The organism is Occultella kanbiaonis, from assembly GCF_009708215.1.
GTDB classification, from domain to species: Bacteria; Actinomycetota; Actinomycetes; order Actinomycetales; family Beutenbergiaceae; genus Occultella; species Occultella kanbiaonis.
Window position 1 is genome coordinate 4,294,083 of the sequence record NZ_CP046175.1, and the last position, 16,168, is coordinate 4,310,250.

Sequence of the window (16,168 nt, forward strand, 5' to 3'; positions counted from 1 at the left end):
ACTCAGGCGCTCGGGCCGTTCCAGCGCGGGAACGCCGAACCACCCGCGTACCGGCCCGAGCTGTCCAGCTCGTCCTCGATACGCAGCAGCTGGTTGTACTTGTTGATGCGCTCGCCGCGGGCGGGCGCACCGGTCTTGATCTGGCCGGCGTTCACGGCCACGGACAGGTCCGCGATCGTGGTGTCCTCGGTCTCGCCGGAGCGGTGCGAGACCATCGCGGTGAACCCGTTGCGCTGGGCCAGGGTCACTGCGTCCAGCGTCTCGGTCAGGGTGCCGATCTGGTTCAGCTTGACCAGCAGCGAGTTGGCGGAGCCGAGCTCGATGCCCTTCGCGAGGCGCTCGGGGTTCGTGACGAACAGGTCGTCGCCGACGAGCTGGACCTTGTCGCCGACCTTGCCGACGAGCTCGGCCCAGGAGTCCCACTCGTCCTCGGACAGCGGGTCCTCGATCGAGACCAGCGGGTACTCCGCCACGAGGGTCTCGTAGTAGGCGACGAGGTCGGCCGGCGAGGTGGCCTTGCCCTCGAACTGGTAGGCACCATCGGAGAAGAACTCCGTGGCCGCCACGTCAAGGGCGAGCGCGACGTCCCGGCCCGCGGTGAAGCCGGCCTTCTCGATCGCGACCAGGATCAGGTCGAGCGCGGCGCGGTTGGAGTCGAGGTTCGGCGCGAAGCCGCCCTCGTCGCCGAGGCCGGTGGCCAGGCCGCGGTCCTTGAGCACGGACTTGAGTGCGTGGTAGACCTCGGTGCCCCAGCGCAGGCCCTCCTTGAAGGTGCCCGCACCGATCGGGGCGACCATGAACTCCTGGATGTCCACGTTCGAGTCGGCGTGCGAGCCGCCGTTGAGGATGTTCATCATCGGCACCGGCAGCACGTGTGCGTTCGGCCCGCCGATGTAGCGGAACAGGGACAGGTTGGCGCTCTCGGCGGATGCGCGGGCGGCGGCGAGGGAGACGCCGAGGATGGCGTTCGCACCGAGCTTGCCCTTGTTGGAGGTGCCGTCCAGGTCGATCAGGGTCTGGTCGAGGTGTCGCTGGTCCGCGGCGTCGAGGCCGAGGATCTCGGGGGCGATGACGTCGGTGACCGCGGCGACGGCGTTCTGCACGCCCTTGCCCAGGTAGCGGCCCTTGTCGCCGTCGCGACGCTCCACGGCTTCGAACGCACCGGTCGACGCGCCCGACGGGACGGCGGCGCGTGCGAACGAGCCGTCCTCCAGCGCCATCTCGACCTCGACGGTCGGGTTGCCGCGCGAATCGAGGATCTCGCGCGCTCCTACGGCCTCAATGGTGGCCACAGTGACTCCTTCAATGTTGTGGTGTTCAGGTTCGGTGAGCCACGGTCCACGATAGTGGCCCGGGACGTGTCGGTTCAGAGCGGGAGATCCCGTTCGGCGGCGCGGATCCTGGCCTCCAGGGCCCGGGTCTGCGCCCGCAGTGCTGCCTCGGCGTCGACGTGCTCGGCGTCCGCGCGGCGCACCAGTTCCAGCAGGGCGGCACCGATGATCTCCGACGGCGCAGGCTCGGTCGCCGGGTCCGGTGCGGGCCCGCCGTGGTCCGGTTCGAGACCGGCCGGTTCGAGGCCCGCCTTGCGGGCCCGGCCGAGGACCTTCTGCGCGCGGGCGAGGGCCGGCAGGTGTGGTGGGACGCCGTCGAGGATCGACTCGCGGGCCTTCTCCTGCGCCTTGATCGCGTCCCAGTTCCGGTTCACGTCGGCCGGCGTCAGCGCGGCGTCACCCGCGTCGGCGGCGAACACGTGCGGGTGGCGGCGCACCAGCTTGGCCACGAGCGTGCGGGCGACGTCGTCGATGTCGAAAGCGACGCCGTCGGACGCCTCGGTGGCGACCCGAGCGTGGAACAGCACCTGCAGCAGCAGGTCGCCGAGCTCCTCCTGGAGCGCGGCGGCATCACCGGACTCGGCGGCCTCCGCGACCTCGTGGGCCTCCTCGATCGCGTACGGGGCGAGCGAGGCGTGGGTCTGCTCGGCGTCCCACGGGCAGCCGCCCGGGGAGCGCAGCCGGTTCATCACGGCCACCGCGTCGAGGAGAGCGCCACCTGGGCGGTCGGCCTCGCCGGGACCGGGGATGCTCATCCGGCGACCGGGGCCTCGGGTGCGAGGATCCAGTCGGGAGTGACGGCTGCGATGGCGTTGGTCTCGGCGTCCCACTCACCGTAGCGGGGGCTGATCACGACTTCGGAGGCCGTCAGCCGCGCGTTGGCATCGTCGAGGATCGCCTGGCCGTCCGGGCTCTGGCTGAGGTCGCCCTGGGCGAGGATCATCCGGGTCACCCGCAGGGTGTCCGCGGTGTAGTCGGCGACCGGCACGCCCTGAGCGGCCGCGGTGGCCTCGAGCACCTCCTGCGCCTGCTGATCGGAGTAGGCGATCCCGTTCTCGGAGGCGACCTGGAGGAACTGCGGGGCCGCGATCAGCAGCTGGAGCACCTGCGTGGGCACGGGGTCCGCGGTCAGCATCGGGGAGAGCTGGGTGTCCGTGGTGGCCAGCGTGTTCTCGGTGATGCGGCTGCCGTCCACGACGGCCGCGGCGCCCGGGTTCGCGGAGCAGGCGGTGAGGGCCAGGGCGCCCACGGCCAACGAACCGGTGATCTTGAGGAGGCGAGACGTTGTGACCACCGAGGCGAAACCCTTCACGCGCGAACAGATACCGGAGCCATCGTATCGTCAGCGGTACTCGACGGCGACGACGCGCTCGACCGCCCCGGCCGACCCCGGCCACGGCCTGGGCGGCCGTGGTCCGGATGGCCGCCCGCGGGTGTGCCGAACGCGCAGGTCAGGCCGCCGTGCGTGCACCCTTCGCGAGGGAGCGCCCGTACTCGCGGGCCAGGTCCTCGGCCTCCGCGTGCATACGGGCGGCGACGTCGGAGAACTCGTCGAGGGCCGGGTTCATGCCGACGAGCGTGAACTCCGTCTCGACCACGTCGAGGTCCAGGTTCCAGACATCCTCGAGGATGCGACGCATCCACGGCGTCGCGTGGTCCCATCCCTCTCGCGGGGTCCCCGCGCCGTACGCGCCGCCACGGACCGTGGCGAGCACCGCGCGCTTGCCGGCCAGGCTCGGCGAGTCGCCGGGGGCCAGCCGCGGGTCGGTGAGCGCCAGGTCCGTCCAGGTCTTGAAGTGCTGGGAGACCCCGAAGTTGTACAGCGGCACCGCCAACAGCAGCACGTCCGCGGCGAGGAGCTCGTCGGCCAGCTCGGCCGCGAGGTCGACGGCCCCTTGCTGCTGCGTGGAGCGTCCGGTCGGCGGCGCGTAGGCGGCATGCGGCCAGGCGTCGGCCGGAATCGGGTCGCGCCCGAGGTGGCGGGTGGCCACCTCGCCGTCCGGGTGCTGGGCGCGCCACTCGGACTCGACGATGTCGGCGATCCGGCTGCTGTGCGAGCCCTCGAGTCGAATGCTGGCGTCGAGGCGGAACAGGGTGGGCATGGGACCTCCGTGCAGATCAATGCACTAGCGGGATGCGAGCGCTCGCAGAAACATAGCACTAGCAAAAAAAGAGCACCAGACTTCCGAGCAGGGTAAACTCAGCGGATGTCTGCCGATGCCCACACCCACGCGGAGTGCGACACCGGCGTGCGCCGGGCGTTCGACCTGCTGGGCAAGCGGTGGAGCGGGCCTATCCTCTCGGTCCTGCGGAACGGGCCGATGAAGTTCTCCGAACTGCGCCGAGCCGTCGGTCCGATCACGGACTCGGTCCTGGCCGACCGGCTGGTCGATCTCGCGGACTTCGGGGTGGTGGTGCGATCCGAGACCGATGGTCGCCCGCCCCAGATCGCCTACGCGCTGACCGCGCGCGGAGAGAGTCTGCAGCCGATCCTCGACCAGCTCGGCCAGTGGGCCGCGAGCGAGCTGGGCCGTTCCGAGGCCGACGCGACCGACGTCTCGGCGTAGTCGCCGACGCCTGACCCGTGCGCCGGCAGGTCACCCGACGCCGCCGGCATCCTCGCTCGTCGGATCGTCAGCGGTACTCGTCGGCGACGACGCGCTCGACCTCCGCGGCTGACTCCGGGAACAGGGTGGTCAACAGGAGCCGGTAGAAGCGGGCCGTGTCCGCGCCGATGGCGACGCGGGCGTTGGCCGCGGTGCCCGGGAAGTCGCCGGTGCGGGCCACCAGAGACCTGCCCTCCTGCTCGCCGTCGACGGCGATGGTGACGTCGGCCTCGGCGGTCGCGATCACCTCGGGGTCGAGCAGGTAGGCGGCGGCGAGCGGGTCGTGCAGGTCGAACGACAGGCTTCCGTTGGCAGCGAACGCGAAGTTCGCGTAGGTGCGTGTGATCGCGTGGATGAAGCGGGACACCGGGGTGTCCAGGCGGAGCAGCAGCTCGCCGATGCCCGGCGTCAGGTCCGCCTCGGCGGTCGCGTCCAGGCCGACCATGACCACGTCGGGGAAGCCCGCGGAGAACACGGCCTCCGACGCCGCCGGGTCGCACCAGAGGTTGAACTCGGCCCACTGCGTCATGTTGCCCCCGCCCTCCGCTCCACCCATGAGCACCAGGGACCGGACGTTGCCGGCGAACGCCGGGTCGGCCGCGACGGCTGCCGCGACGTTCGTCAGCGGGCCGAGCGTGAGCAGCGTGACCTCGCCCGGGTGGGCGGCGGTGTGCGAGAGGAGGAAGTCGACGGCGGACTCCTCCCGTTCGCGCATGGTCACCGTCCGGCCACCCTCGCCGCCGAGCCCGTCGGCACCGTGCACGTCCGGGCTGAACTCCCGGCCACGGGCGGCCCTGCCCTCGCTGCCGCGGTACACGCCGATGTCGGTCCGGCCGGCGACCTCCAGGAGACGCAATGCGTTCCCGGTCACCTGGTCCAGGTCGGCGTTGCCGCCGACGGTCGTGACGCCGTCGATCTGCAGCCGGGTCGCCGGCGCCGCCGCGGCGGCGCACAGGAACAGCAGCGCGATCGCGTCGTCGATGCCCGGGTCGGTGTCGATGATGAGCCGCCGCACTGCTGGACCTCCTCGTCAAGGGCGCCCAGCGTATCGCCCGTTGGACCGGACTAGACGTTATTGTCCTTGTGACCTTAAGATCGATCCAGCGTTAACGTCTCAATGACACTTACTCATCCCAGGGAGGTGACCATGGCCCCGACGCTCGCGGTGTCCACGGTGATCTTCGCGCTGCGCCCCGACGAGCGCAGCTCCGCCGCGGTCGGCACCCGGCCCCAGCTCTGGCTGCCGCTCGTGGTGCGCCTGCGGGACCCGTTCGACGGACGCTGGGCGCTGCCGGGCGGTCCCCTGCGCGAGGACGAGGGCCTGGCCGACGCCGCCTCCCGGACCCTGTTGGAGACCACCGGGCTGCGCCCGAACTACCTGGAGCAGCTCTACGCGTTCGGCGACGTGGACCGGCCCGGCGCCGAAGTCGGGCGGGTGGTCTCGGTCGTCTACTGGGCGATGATCGGCGCCGAGGAGGCGCACCTGGCCACCACCGGCCAGAACGTGCGCTGGCTCGCCGCTGACCGGCTGCCGGACCTGGCCTTCGACCACAACCGGATCGTGGAGTACGCACTCTGGAGGCTGCGCACGAAGGTCGAGTACTCCCGGATCGCCCACGCCTTCCTCGGCGAGACGTTCACCCTGCGCGACCTGCGCGAGGTCCACGAGGTGGTGCTCGGCAAGCCGGTCGACCCGGCCAACTTCCGCCGTCAGGTCGAGGCGAGCGGCGCCGTCGTCCCCACCGGTCAGGTCCGCACCGGCGGCCGGCACCGGCCTGCCCAGCTGTACCGCTACGACACCGCCATCGAGCCGGTCGATCTCGGCCCGTTGGCCCTCGAACCGCAGATATCCCACACCTCCACCGAGGAGACCCCATGACGACCATCGCTTCGGTCGACACCACCATCCAGCTGATCGACGCCGGCCGGGCCACGGGCTCGACCTGCAGCCCGGACCTCGCAAGCGGCCCGTGGGCGTTCGACGCCAGTCCCGGCTACGGGCCCGGCGCGTCGCTGGCGGACCCACCCCCCGCCGTCGCCCCCCGTCAGGGCGAACTGCCCAGGGAGTACCGCGAGGCGGACCCGGCCGACCTGGATGCCCGCGTGCGCGCCGCGAAGGCGACGCTCGGCGACCGGGTGGTCATCCTCGGCCACTTCTACCAGCGCGAGGAGGTCGTCACCCATGCGGACTTCGTGGGCGACTCCTTCCAGCTCGCGAACGCGTCGCTGACCCGCCCTGACGCCGAGGCGATCGTGTTCTGCGGCGTGCACTTCATGGCCGAGACCGCGGACCTGCTCTCCGGCCCCGAGCAGGCCGTGATCCTGCCGAACCTGGCCGCCGGCTGCTCGATGGCGGACATGGCGGACATCGACCAGGTCGAGGAGTGCTGGGAGCAGCTCACCGAGCTGTACGGCACCGAGCCCGACGAGAACGGCAAGGTGCCGGTCATCCCGGTCACCTACATGAACTCCTCCGCCGCGCTGAAGGGCTTCTGCGGCCGCAACGGCGGGATCGTGTGCACGTCCTCGAACGCCGCCACGGTGCTGGAGTGGGCGTTCGAGCGCGGGCAGCGCGTGCTGTTCTTCCCGGACCAGCACCTCGGGCGCAACACCGCCAAGGCGATGGGGGTACCGCTCGAGGCGATGCCGATGTGGAACCCGAACAAGCCCCTCGGCGGCAACGACGAGCAGGCCCTCGGTGACGCCCAGGTGATCCTGTGGCACGGGTTCTGCTCGGTGCACCGCCGGTTCACGGTCGGGCAGATCGAGCAGGCCCGCGCCGAGCACCCCGGCGTGCGCGTGATCGTGCACCCGGAGTGCCCGATGCCGGTGGTGGACGCCGCCGACGAGGCGGGCTCCACGGACTACATCCGCAAGGCGATCGACGCCGCCACCGAGCCGACCACGTTTGCGATCGGCACCGAGGTGAACCTGGTCCAGCGCCTGGCCGCGCAGTACCCGCAGCACACGATCTTCTGCCTGGACCCGGTGGTGTGCCCGTGCTCCACGATGTACCGGATCCACCCGGGCTACCTGGCCTGGGTGCTGGAGTCCCTGGTGGCCGGCGAGGTGCCGAACCGGATCACGGTCCCGGCGGACGTCGCCGATCCGGCCAGGCTGGCGCTGGAACGGATGCTCGCCGCCAAGCCGCCCGTGGCGGTGGCCTGAGATGGCGCGCGTGCTGGTCATCGGCTCCGGGATCGCCGGGCTGGTCGCGGCCGCGGAGGCCGCCCGCACCCATGACGTGGTGCTGGCAACGAAGGGCGCCCTCGGGCTGAGCAACACCCGCTACGCCCAGGGCGGCATCGCCGCGGTGATGTTCGCCGAGGACGACGTCGAGGCGCACATCGCGGACACCCTCACCGCCGGCGCCGGGCTGTGCGACCCTGAGGCGGTCCGGGTGCTGTGCACCGAGGGCCCGGCCCGGATCCGGGACCTGGTGGCCGCGGGCGTCGAGTTCGACATGGCCGGCGGCCGCTTCGCCCAGGGCCTGGAGGCCGCGCACTCGTTCCCGCGGGTGCTGCACGCCGGCGGCGACGCCACCGGCGCCCGGATCGAGGCTGCGCTGACCGCGCGGGTGCGCGCGAGCGCGGTCGCAATCCACTCCCGCACGTTCCTGACCGACCTCATGGTCGCCGATGGTCGCGTGGTCGGGGCGAGCCTGCTCGACGGCGAGGCCGGCGTCCTCGAGGTCCGTGCGGACGCCGTGGTGCTCGCCACCGGCGGTGCCGGCCAGCTGTACCCGTACACGTCCAACCCCGCGGTGGCCACCGGTGACGGCGCCGCGGCGGCCGCGCGGGCCGGCGCCGCCCTGGCGGACCTGGAGTTCTACCAGTTCCACCCGACCACGCTCGCCCTGCCCGGGAACTTCCTGGTCTCCGAGGCCGTGCGCGGCGAGGGTGCCGTGCTGCGCGACGCCGACGGCGAGCGGTTCATGCTCGCCGTGCACCCCGACGCCGAACTCGCCCCCAGGGACGTGGTGGCCCGGGCCGTGGCCGACCGGATGGCCGCGACGGGCGCGCCCGTGTACCTGGATGCCACCGCGCTCGGCGCGGACGTGCTCGCCCACCGGTTCCCGAGCATCGACGCCGCCGTGCGCGCCGCCGGGCTGGACTGGGCGCGCACGCCGGTGCCGATCACCCCGGCCGCGCACTACTGGATGGGCGGCGTGGTCACCGACCTCTCGGGCCGCACCTCGCTGCCCGGGCTGTACGCGGTCGGCGAGGTCGCCCGGACCGGCGTGCACGGCGCGAACCGGCTCGCCTCGAACTCGCTCCTCGAGGGCGCGGTGTTCGCCCACCGCGCGGTGCTGGCGCTTGCGGAGGCGGCCGGGCCCTGGCCCGAGGACGGTCCGGTGGCCGCCTCGGCCGCGGGCTCGCTGCGTGCGGTGCCGGCCCCACGCGGCGGCGATGGGCCGTCGGAGGCCGCGCCGTTCTCCCGGGCCGCGGTGCAGGACCTGATGTGGGAAGCCGTCGGGCTGCGCCGGGACGGCGCCGGGCTCGCCCGCGCCGCCCAGACGTTCGACGCCTGGGCCGCGAGCGCACCTGCGCCGCGGTCCCCAGGCGAGCACGAGGACGCGAACCTGCTCCTGCTGGCCCGGCTCACCGCGCGGGCCGCGCTGGCCCGAACGGAGTCGGTCGGAGCGCACTTCCGCACCGACGAGCAGTCGAGCACGCCGTCCGCCGCGCAGCGGACCGCCATGGCGGTGGGCGCATGCTGACCCGAACCGTGATCGAGGCGGCCGTGGCCGCCGCGCTGGCCGAGGACGCGCCCTGGGGCGACCTGACCTGCGCGGCGCTCGTGCCGCCGTCGGCCACCGCGAGCGCCGAGCTGGTGGCACGCACCGACGGCGTCCTGGCCGGCGGCGAGGTGTTCGCGGCCGCGTTCACGCTGACCGACCCTTCGGTCGAGGTCGCGCTGACAGAGCCCGACGGCGCCGCGTTCGCCGCGGGGGCGACGCTCGCCTGGGTGGTCGGCCCGGCGGGCGCCGTGCTGCAGGCCGAGCGGATCGGGTTGAACTTCGCCCAGCGGCTGTCCGGGATCGCGACGGCGACGCGTGCCTACGTCGACGCCGTCGCGGGCACCGGGGCGAGGATCGTGGACACCCGCAAGACCACGCCGGGGTTGCGCGCGTTCGAGCGGCACGCGGTGCGGGCCGGCGGCGGGCACAACCACCGGTTCTCGCTGTCGGACGCGGTGATGGTCAAGGACAACCACCTGGCGGTGCTGGTGAACTCCGGCGTCGGCGTCACCGATGCCCTGCTGGCCGCCCGCGAGCGCCTCCCGCACACCACGCACATCGAGGTGGAGGTGGACGGGATCGACCAGCTCGAGGCAGTCCTCGCGGCCGGGGTGGACACGATCATGCTGGACAACTTCACCCCCGACGAGCTGCGTGCGGGGGTCGCCCTGATCGGTGGCCGGGCGATCGTGGAGGCCAGCGGCAACGTGCGCCTGGACACCGTGCGCGCCATCGCCGAGACCGGCGTGGACGTGATCTCCGTGGGCGCGCTGACCCACTCCTCCCCCGCCCTTGACCTGGGGCTCGACGTGAGCGTGCGCTGATGCTGTACCTGGACGCGGCCGCGACCACCCCGGTGCGCCGGGAGGCGCTGGAGGCCATGTGGCCCTACCTGACCGGCGAGTTCGGGAACCCGTCCAGCCACCACACCGTCGGCGAACGGGCCGCCGCGGCGCTGGCCGACGCCCGGTCCCGGGTCGCGGGCGCGCTCGGCTGCCGGCCCGGCGAGGTGGTGTTCACCTCCGGCGGGACCGAGGGTGCGAACCTGGCCGTCAAGGGACTGGCGCTGGCGAACCCGCGCGGGCGGCACCTGGTCACCACCGGGATCGAGCACGAGGCGGTGCTGGCGTCGGTGGACTACCTGGTGCGGGTGCACGGGTTCTCGGCCACGCAGGTGACTGTGGATGCCCAGGGGGTGGTGACGCCGGGGGCGCTCGCCGAGGCCCTGCGCCCGGACACCACGCTGGTCTCGATCGCGCTGGCGAACAACGAGATCGGCACCGTGCAGGACATCGCGGCCCTGGCCGCGGTGGCCCGCGGTCGCGGCGCCATGTTCCACACCGACGCGGTCCAGGCGGCCGGCTGGCTGCTGCTCTCCGCGCGCGACCTCGGCGTGGATGCGCTCTCGATCTCCGGGCACAAGGTCGGCGCCGGCAAGGGCGTCGGCGCGGTGTACCTGCGCGGCCGGCTGCCGGTGGAGCCGGTGCTGCACGGCGGCGGCCAGGAGCGCGACCGGCGCTCCGGCACCGAGAACGTACCGGGCGCCGTCGCCCTCGGGGTCGCCCTGTCCCTCGCCGAGGCCGAACGGGACGAGCTGGCACCCCGGGTCGGCGCGGCGCGGGAGGCGTTCATCGCCCGGGTGCTGGACCTCGTGCCGACGGCGGTGCTGACCGGGCCGCGGACCGATCGCCTGCCGAACCATGCGTCGTTCTGTTTCCCGGGCACCAGCGGCGAGGCCGTGCTGCTGGAGCTCGAGCGGCTCGGCGTGGTCTCCTCGAGCGGCTCGGCGTGCGCGGCGGGTTCGGACGAACCCTCGCACGTGCTGATCGCGATCGGCGTACCACCCGAGGTCGCACAGACCTCGGTCCGGTTCACGTTCGGGCGGGACGTCACCGGTACGGACCTGGCCGAGGCCGCGGAGTCGGTGGGCGCGGCGGTGGCGAGCGTCGCTTCCGTGGGCATCGTTTGATACCACTGATATCAATCCCGTGGAGGTCGAGGTGGCTCAACTCTTGGTTCGAGATCTGACGAGCGCATCAAGGAACGCCTGCGGCTCCGCGCCGCTGAGCATGGACGTTCCATGGAGGCCGAGGCTCGCGAGATCCTGACGGACGCGGTCTCGCCACCTCGCGAGTCGGTCATGCACGCGTTGCGCGGGGCGGCGCTCGCTCACGAAGGCGTCGACGATCTCGTGCTCGCGCCCCGGACGGAGTTTGCAGCGACCTGTTGACCTGGGCGCATGATCGTCCTGGACACGAACGTCGTCTCGGAACTGGTGCGAGCGAACCCCGAGCCAAGCGTGGTCACCTGGTTCGAACGGGTCGCCGACACCGATCTCGCGATCACCGCGGTGACGACGGCTGAACTCCACTGCGGCCTGGCGCGGTTGCCCGAGGGCCGTCGCAAACTCGCTCTGGCCACCGCACTGGGCGAGGTGCTGACGGCGTATGCCGATGCCCTCCTGCCCTTCACGGCGTCAGCATCAGTGTTCTGCGGAGCAATCGTGAGCAGCCGCGAGTCGATCGGACGACCGATCGCGGTAGTCGACGCGCAGATCGCCGCCATCTGCACGGACCTCGGGTCGACCCTCGCCACGAGAAACGTGCGCGACTTCGAAGGTCTGGACATCGAACTCGTCGATCCCTGGAAGCCGGACACCACCGCTCGTTGACCGCCGCGACGCTGCCCGCGTAGCGTTTCAGGTCGGACCGGACGGGCCGAGCGAAGGAGGCCGGCGATGAGCGGAACTGGCCAGTCCACTCCGCCCCGGCTTCCACCCCGGTGGTTCATCCGCGTGTTCTGGGCGGGCCACCGAGCCGTGTTCCGCGGGACCGGCGGGCGACTCGGGCTCGCCCGACCCAAGCCGGGCAAGGCCGGCCTGATGCGACTGCGGACCGTCGGTCGACGCAGCGGCGACCCGCACGCCGTCATGCTCGCGTACATCGAGGACGGCCCGAACCTGGTCACGCTGGCGATGAACGGCTGGGGCGATCCGCCGCCGGCATGGTGGCTGAACCTGCAGGCGAGCCCGCAGACCACGGTCGACCTGCCCGGCGAGGAGCGCGCCGTGCGCGGCCGCGTCGCTCAGGGCCACGAACGCGAACGCCTCTGGGCCCGGTACGCCGAACTCTTCGATGGCGATCTCGACGAGTACGCGGCGATGCGCTCGCGGGAGACACCCGTCGTGGTGCTCGAGCCGGCGTCAGCCGGTCCGACGTGATCGCGCCGGGAGTCCGAGGCCGGCGCAGCGCGTCGTCCGGTTCGCCGCTGGAGCCCGAGATCGGGTTCGCGCGAGCGGTCCGCGTCGGGTGACCACGTGGCGGTCCCGGGCACCGCACCGATCGGGCCCGACGCCGTCACCCTGGGTCGCGCAGACGTGGCCGCTCAGGTCCGGCGTTGCCTGGAGATCTCGGTCGAGACGTGGCCGTCACCGATCGGACGGACCGACAACGACCTCGAACTGGTCCCTATCATCCCGGCCAGCGTCACCCACGCCGAACTGGGCGATCGGGTCGCTCACGCAGTACCCGCGGCCTGAGGAAGGACGATCTACATTCCTTCCTCAGGCGGCAGGTTCTGCTCGACGGCGGGAGGTACTTCCTCACGGCGGGGCGCCTGTCCTCGTGGTGGCGCTATGACGAGGAAGCAGCCACCTTCGCCGCGGCGGCGACCGTCGCACCCGGGGCCAGCACGGCGTCGATCAGGTCACCGACCCAGGTGATCAGCTGCTCGTCCCGCAGTGAGGCCCCGCCGACGCGCGACGTCGTCGGGGCCGGCACCAGGGCGGTGCGCACGGCCGGCTTGAGGATGGTCCCGGGGTAGAGCCGCTTCAGCCGCATCCCCGCGGACTCGGCCAGGTCGACCGGCGCGAACCGGATGTACTTGCCCTGCGCGGTCATGTCCGCGAGCCCGGCGGCACGGGCCTTGACCCGCAGCCCGGCGACGGCGAACAACCGCTCGACCGGCTCCGGCACCGGGCCGTACCGGTCCACGAGTTCCTCCCGGACCGCATCGATCGCCGCCTGGTCACCGGCCTTCGCGATCTTCGTGTACGCCTCCAGCCGGAGCCGTTCGTGCGCGATGTAGGTATGCGGCAGGTGCGCGTCGATCGGCAGCTCCACCTTCAGCTCGGGCAGCTCCTCGGGCACCTCGCCGCGGAAGTTCGCGACCGCCTCGGAGACCATCCGCACGTACAGGTCGAAGCCGACGCCTGCGATGTGCCCGGACTGCTCCCCGCCGAGCAGGTTCCCGGCTCCGCGGATCTCCAGGTCCTTCATGGCGATGGCGGTGCCCGAGCCGAGGTCGGTGTGCGCGGCGATGGTCTGCAGCCGGTCGTGCGCGGTCTCGGTGAGCGGGCGTTCCGGCGGGTACAGGAAGTAGGCGTAGGCGCGCTCGCGCCCACGGCCCACCCGGCCCCGGAGCTGGTGCAGCTGGGACAGCCCGAGCACGTCCGAACGCTCGACGATCAGGGTGTTCGCGTTCGAGATGTCCAGGCCGGTCTCCACGATCGTGGTGCAGACGAGGACGTCGAACCTCTTCTCCCAGAAGTCCATGATGACCTGCTCGAGCTGGTGCTCGCCCATCTTCCCGTGGGCGACGGCGATCCTCGCGTCGGGCACGAGCTCGGCGAGTTTCGAGGCGGTCCGGTCGATCGACTCGACCCGGTTGTGCACGTAGAAGACCTGCCCCTCGCGCAGCAGCTCGCGCCGGATCGCGGCGGCGATCTGCTTCTCCGCGTAGGCGCCCACGAACGTGAGCACCGGGTGCCGCTCCTCCGGCGGGGTGGCCAGGGTGGACATCTCCCGGATCCCGGTGACGGCCATCTCCAGGGTCCGCGGGATCGGGGTGGCGCTCATCGCGAGCACGTCCACGTTCGTGCGCATCTGCTTGAGGGTCTCCTTGTGCTCCACCCCGAAGCGCTGCTCCTCGTCCACGACCACCAGGCCGAGGTCCTTGAAGCGCACCTCGCCGGTGAGCAGCCGGTGCGTGCCGATGACCACGTCGACCGTGCCGTCGCTGATGCCCTCCTTGATGGCCCTCGCCTCGGCGTCGCTCTGGAACCGGGACAGGCCCTTGACCACCACGGGGAACCCGGCGTACCGCTCGGAGAACGTGTCGAAGTGCTGCTGCACGAGCAACGTCGTGGGGACCAGCACCGCCACCTGCTTGCCGTCCTGGACCGCCTTGAACGCGGCCCGCACGGCGATCTCGGTCTTGCCGTAGCCGACGTCGCCGCTGATCAGCCGGTCCATCGGGACCGCCTTCTCCATGTCCGCCTTGACCTCGTCGATGGTGACCACCTGGTCCGGGGTCTCAACGAACGCGAACGCGTCCTCCAGCTCACGCTGCCACGGGGTGTCCGGCGCGAACGCGTGCCCCTTCGTGGCCATCCGGGCCGAGTACAGCCGGATCAGCTCGCCGGCGATCTCCTTGATCGCCTTCCGGGCGCGGCCCTTCGTCTTGGCCCAGTCCGAGCCGCCCATCTTGTTCACCGACGGCGACTCCCCACCGGTGTACTTGGTCACCTGGTCGAGGGCGTCGCTGGGCACGTAGAGCCGGTCCCCCGGCTGACCGCGCTTGGAGGCCGCGTACTCGATCACCAGGTACTCGCGGGTGGCGGCCGTGCGCCCGGTCCCGATGGTCCGCTGCACCAGTTCCACGAACTTCCCGACACCGTGCTGCTCGTGCACCACGTAGTCGCCGGGGCGCAGCGCGAGCGGGTCGACGACATTGCGTCGCTTCGACGGCATCCGGCGCATGTCCCGGGTGGACGTGCCGGCCCGGCCGGTGAGGTCCGCCTCGGTGAACACGGCCAGCTTGAGCGGTTCCGAGACGAAGCCGCGGCCCACGCTCGCGGTGGTCACGAGCACGACACCGGTCGGCGGCAGCTCGGGGGCCTCGCCCGGGCGGGCGTCGCCCTGCGCCGGTTCGACGGCGGAGACGAGCCGGGCGGGCACGTCGCCATCGAGGAGCTGCTCCACCATGCGGCGGGCCGGCCCGGCACCTTCGGTGACGAGCACCAGGCGCCAGGCGGCGCCGGTGAGGTTGCGCAGGTCCGCGACGGCCCGTTCGGTCTCGCCGCGGTAGCCCTCCACGTCCCGCGAGGCGACCGTGACGGTGCGGGCGTCGAGCTCGTCATCTTCGTCGAGGAGCTCCTCGAGCTCCGCGTCGCCGGCGAACGAGCCGAACGTCCACCAGCCGAGCCCGCGGCGCGCGGCGACATCGCGCACCTGGGCGATGGTGGCGAAGCTGGCCTCGGACAGGTCGAGCGGGGTGTGCGCCCCGGCCGCGGCCGAGGTCCACGCGGCGGCGAGGAACTCCTCCGTGGTCGCGACCAGGTCGTGGGCGCGGCGGCGGACCCGTTCCGGGTCGTTGATGATCAGCAGGGAATCGTCCGGAACCAGGTCCAGCACCGGCTCCATCCGGTCCACCAGAACCGGGGCGAGGGACTCCATGCCGTCGACGGCGATGCCCTGGCTGAGCTTCTCGAGCATCTCGGCCGCCCCGGGCAGCCGCTCGACGAGATCCGCGGCCCGGGCACGCACGGCGTCGGTGAGCAGGATCTCCCTGGTCGGCGGCGCCCAGATGCCGTCCTCGCTCACCTCGAGCGAGCGCTGGTCCGCGGCCGAGAACCAGCGGATCTCCTCGACGTCGTCGCCCCAGAACTCGATCCGCTGCGGGTGGTCCTCGGTGGGCGCGAACACGTCCAGCAGGCCACCGCGGACAGCGAACTCGCCGCGGCGCTCCACCATGTCCACCCGGGTGTAGGCGGCGGCCACGAGCCGCTCCACGACGTCCTCCATCGGCGCGGTGTCGCCCGCGCGCAGCGCCACCGGCTCCAGGTCACCGAGCCCGGCGACGACCGGCTGGAGCGCCGCACGCACGGGCAGGATCAGCACCCGGATCGGGCGGGTCGAGCCACCCGCCCCGGTGCGCACCGTGCCGGCGGAGGCTCCGCCGTCGGGCGTTGGCGCTGCCCCTCCGCGGGCGAGTGGCTCCGCATGGGCGAGCCGGCGCAGCACGGCGATGCGGCGCGCGACGGTGTCGCTGCGCGGCGAGAGCCGCTCGTGCGGGAGGGTCTCCCAGGACGGGAACACGGCCACGTCCGCGGGATCGAGGTAGGCGGCCAGTGCGGCGGCGAGCTCGTCGCCCTCGCGCCCGGTCGCCACGACCACGACCAGCGGCCGAGTACCGCGACCGGCGAGCTCGGCGAGCAGGGGGGCACGGACCCCGACGGACGCGGAGACGTCGATCGCGCCGCGGGCGGACAGCGACTCCAGGAGCTCGCGCACGCCGTCGTCGGCACGCAGCGCAGGCAGGATTCCGGTGAGGTTCTTGGGCACGCGAGGCTTCCTTCCAGGGCGGTGCGGGAGAGGAACTGGCTCCCGTTTGCCGCACACGTCGAGCCCGAACCGAATCTCGGGCCGGGTCAGGTGCGCCCTCAAGCGTACGCCCGCCGCGGGAAGTCGCTTGTATCCTGAGCGCTGGGC

15 protein-coding genes are annotated in these 16,168 nt (G+C 72.4%); 9 read left to right on the top strand and 6 right to left on the bottom strand.

Features of this window, described 5'->3' with window-relative positions; translation table 11 throughout:
* Positions 1-2: 2 nt before the first annotated feature.
* The 4 genes from eno to GKS42_RS19765 form a co-directional block, all read right to left on the bottom strand.
* On the bottom strand, positions 3-1,292 hold the full coding sequence (eno, locus tag GKS42_RS19750) for a phosphopyruvate hydratase (RefSeq protein WP_154795375.1): 1,290 nt from the start codon (positions 1,290-1,292) through the stop codon (positions 3-5).
* A 74-nt stretch (positions 1,293-1,366) separates the two neighbouring features.
* Complete coding sequence (locus GKS42_RS19755) at positions 1,367-2,086, bottom strand: nucleoside triphosphate pyrophosphohydrolase (protein ID WP_154795376.1); 720 nt, start codon at positions 2,084-2,086, stop codon at positions 1,367-1,369.
* On the bottom strand, positions 2,083-2,625 hold the full coding sequence (locus tag GKS42_RS19760) for a SurA N-terminal domain-containing protein (RefSeq protein WP_154795377.1): 543 nt from the start codon (positions 2,623-2,625) through the stop codon (positions 2,083-2,085). The genes GKS42_RS19755 and GKS42_RS19760 overlap by 4 nt, the downstream gene beginning before the upstream one ends.
* Before the next feature lie 157 nt (positions 2,626-2,782).
* A complete protein-coding gene (locus GKS42_RS19765; protein ID WP_154795378.1) occupies positions 2,783-3,433 on the bottom strand; it encodes an FMN-dependent NADH-azoreductase in 651 nt (216 codons plus the stop codon).
* Between the two features lie 105 nt (positions 3,434-3,538).
* On the opposite strand from GKS42_RS19765, the gene GKS42_RS19770 reads away from it, so the two are divergent.
* Positions 3,539-3,898 (top strand): winged helix-turn-helix transcriptional regulator, encoded by a 360-nt coding sequence (locus tag GKS42_RS19770; protein WP_154795379.1) that lies wholly within the window; start codon positions 3,539-3,541, stop codon positions 3,896-3,898.
* Positions 3,899-3,965: 67 nt separating this feature from the next.
* On the opposite strand, the gene GKS42_RS19775 is transcribed toward GKS42_RS19770, so the two are convergent.
* Positions 3,966-4,952 carry a nucleoside hydrolase gene (locus GKS42_RS19775; protein WP_154795380.1) on the bottom strand — a complete coding sequence of 329 codons (987 nt, stop codon included), beginning with the start codon at positions 4,950-4,952 and terminating at the stop codon, positions 3,966-3,968.
* Positions 4,953-5,084: 132 nt separating this feature from the next.
* Between GKS42_RS19775 and GKS42_RS19780 the strand changes: the two genes are divergently transcribed.
* From GKS42_RS19780 to GKS42_RS19815, 8 genes are all read left to right on the top strand, one after another.
* Positions 5,085-5,816, top strand: a complete 732-nt coding sequence (locus GKS42_RS19780; RefSeq protein ID WP_154795381.1) for an NUDIX hydrolase — start codon at positions 5,085-5,087, stop codon at positions 5,814-5,816.
* Complete coding sequence (nadA, locus tag GKS42_RS19785) at positions 5,813-7,105, top strand: quinolinate synthase NadA (protein WP_154795382.1); 1,293 nt, start codon at positions 5,813-5,815, stop codon at positions 7,103-7,105. Before GKS42_RS19780 ends, nadA begins: the two co-directional genes overlap by 4 nt.
* Position 7,106: 1 nt before the next feature.
* The gene (nadB, locus tag GKS42_RS19790; RefSeq protein WP_154795383.1) at positions 7,107-8,657 is read left to right on the top strand and encodes an L-aspartate oxidase; all 1,551 of its coding nucleotides are present in this window, start codon (positions 7,107-7,109) and stop codon (positions 8,655-8,657) included.
* Positions 8,651-9,502 (top strand): carboxylating nicotinate-nucleotide diphosphorylase, encoded by an 852-nt coding sequence (nadC, locus tag GKS42_RS19795; RefSeq protein ID WP_154795384.1) that lies wholly within the window; start codon positions 8,651-8,653, stop codon positions 9,500-9,502. Before nadB ends, nadC begins: the two co-directional genes overlap by 7 nt.
* Entirely contained in the window at positions 9,502-10,647 is a 1,146-nt protein-coding gene (locus tag GKS42_RS19800) for a cysteine desulfurase family protein (protein WP_154795385.1), read from the top strand. Before nadC ends, GKS42_RS19800 begins: the two co-directional genes overlap by 1 nt.
* A 66-nt stretch (positions 10,648-10,713) precedes the next feature.
* The gene (locus GKS42_RS19805; RefSeq protein WP_154796856.1) at positions 10,714-10,908 is read left to right on the top strand and encodes a FitA-like ribbon-helix-helix domain-containing protein; all 195 of its coding nucleotides are present in this window, start codon (positions 10,714-10,716) and stop codon (positions 10,906-10,908) included.
* A gap of 9 nt (positions 10,909-10,917) precedes the next feature.
* A complete protein-coding gene (locus GKS42_RS19810) occupies positions 10,918-11,349 on the top strand; it encodes a type II toxin-antitoxin system VapC family toxin (RefSeq protein WP_154795386.1) in 432 nt (143 codons plus the stop codon).
* 66 nt (positions 11,350-11,415) lie between these two features.
* Positions 11,416-11,898, top strand: coding sequence for a nitroreductase family deazaflavin-dependent oxidoreductase (locus GKS42_RS19815; protein WP_154795387.1), 483 nt, complete (start codon positions 11,416-11,418; stop codon positions 11,896-11,898).
* 412 nt (positions 11,899-12,310) lie between these two features.
* On the opposite strand, the gene mfd is transcribed toward GKS42_RS19815, so the two are convergent.
* Positions 12,311-16,021, bottom strand: coding sequence for a transcription-repair coupling factor (gene mfd, locus GKS42_RS19820; RefSeq protein WP_154795388.1), 3,711 nt, complete (start codon positions 16,019-16,021; stop codon positions 12,311-12,313).
* Positions 16,022-16,168 lie beyond the last annotated feature (147 nt).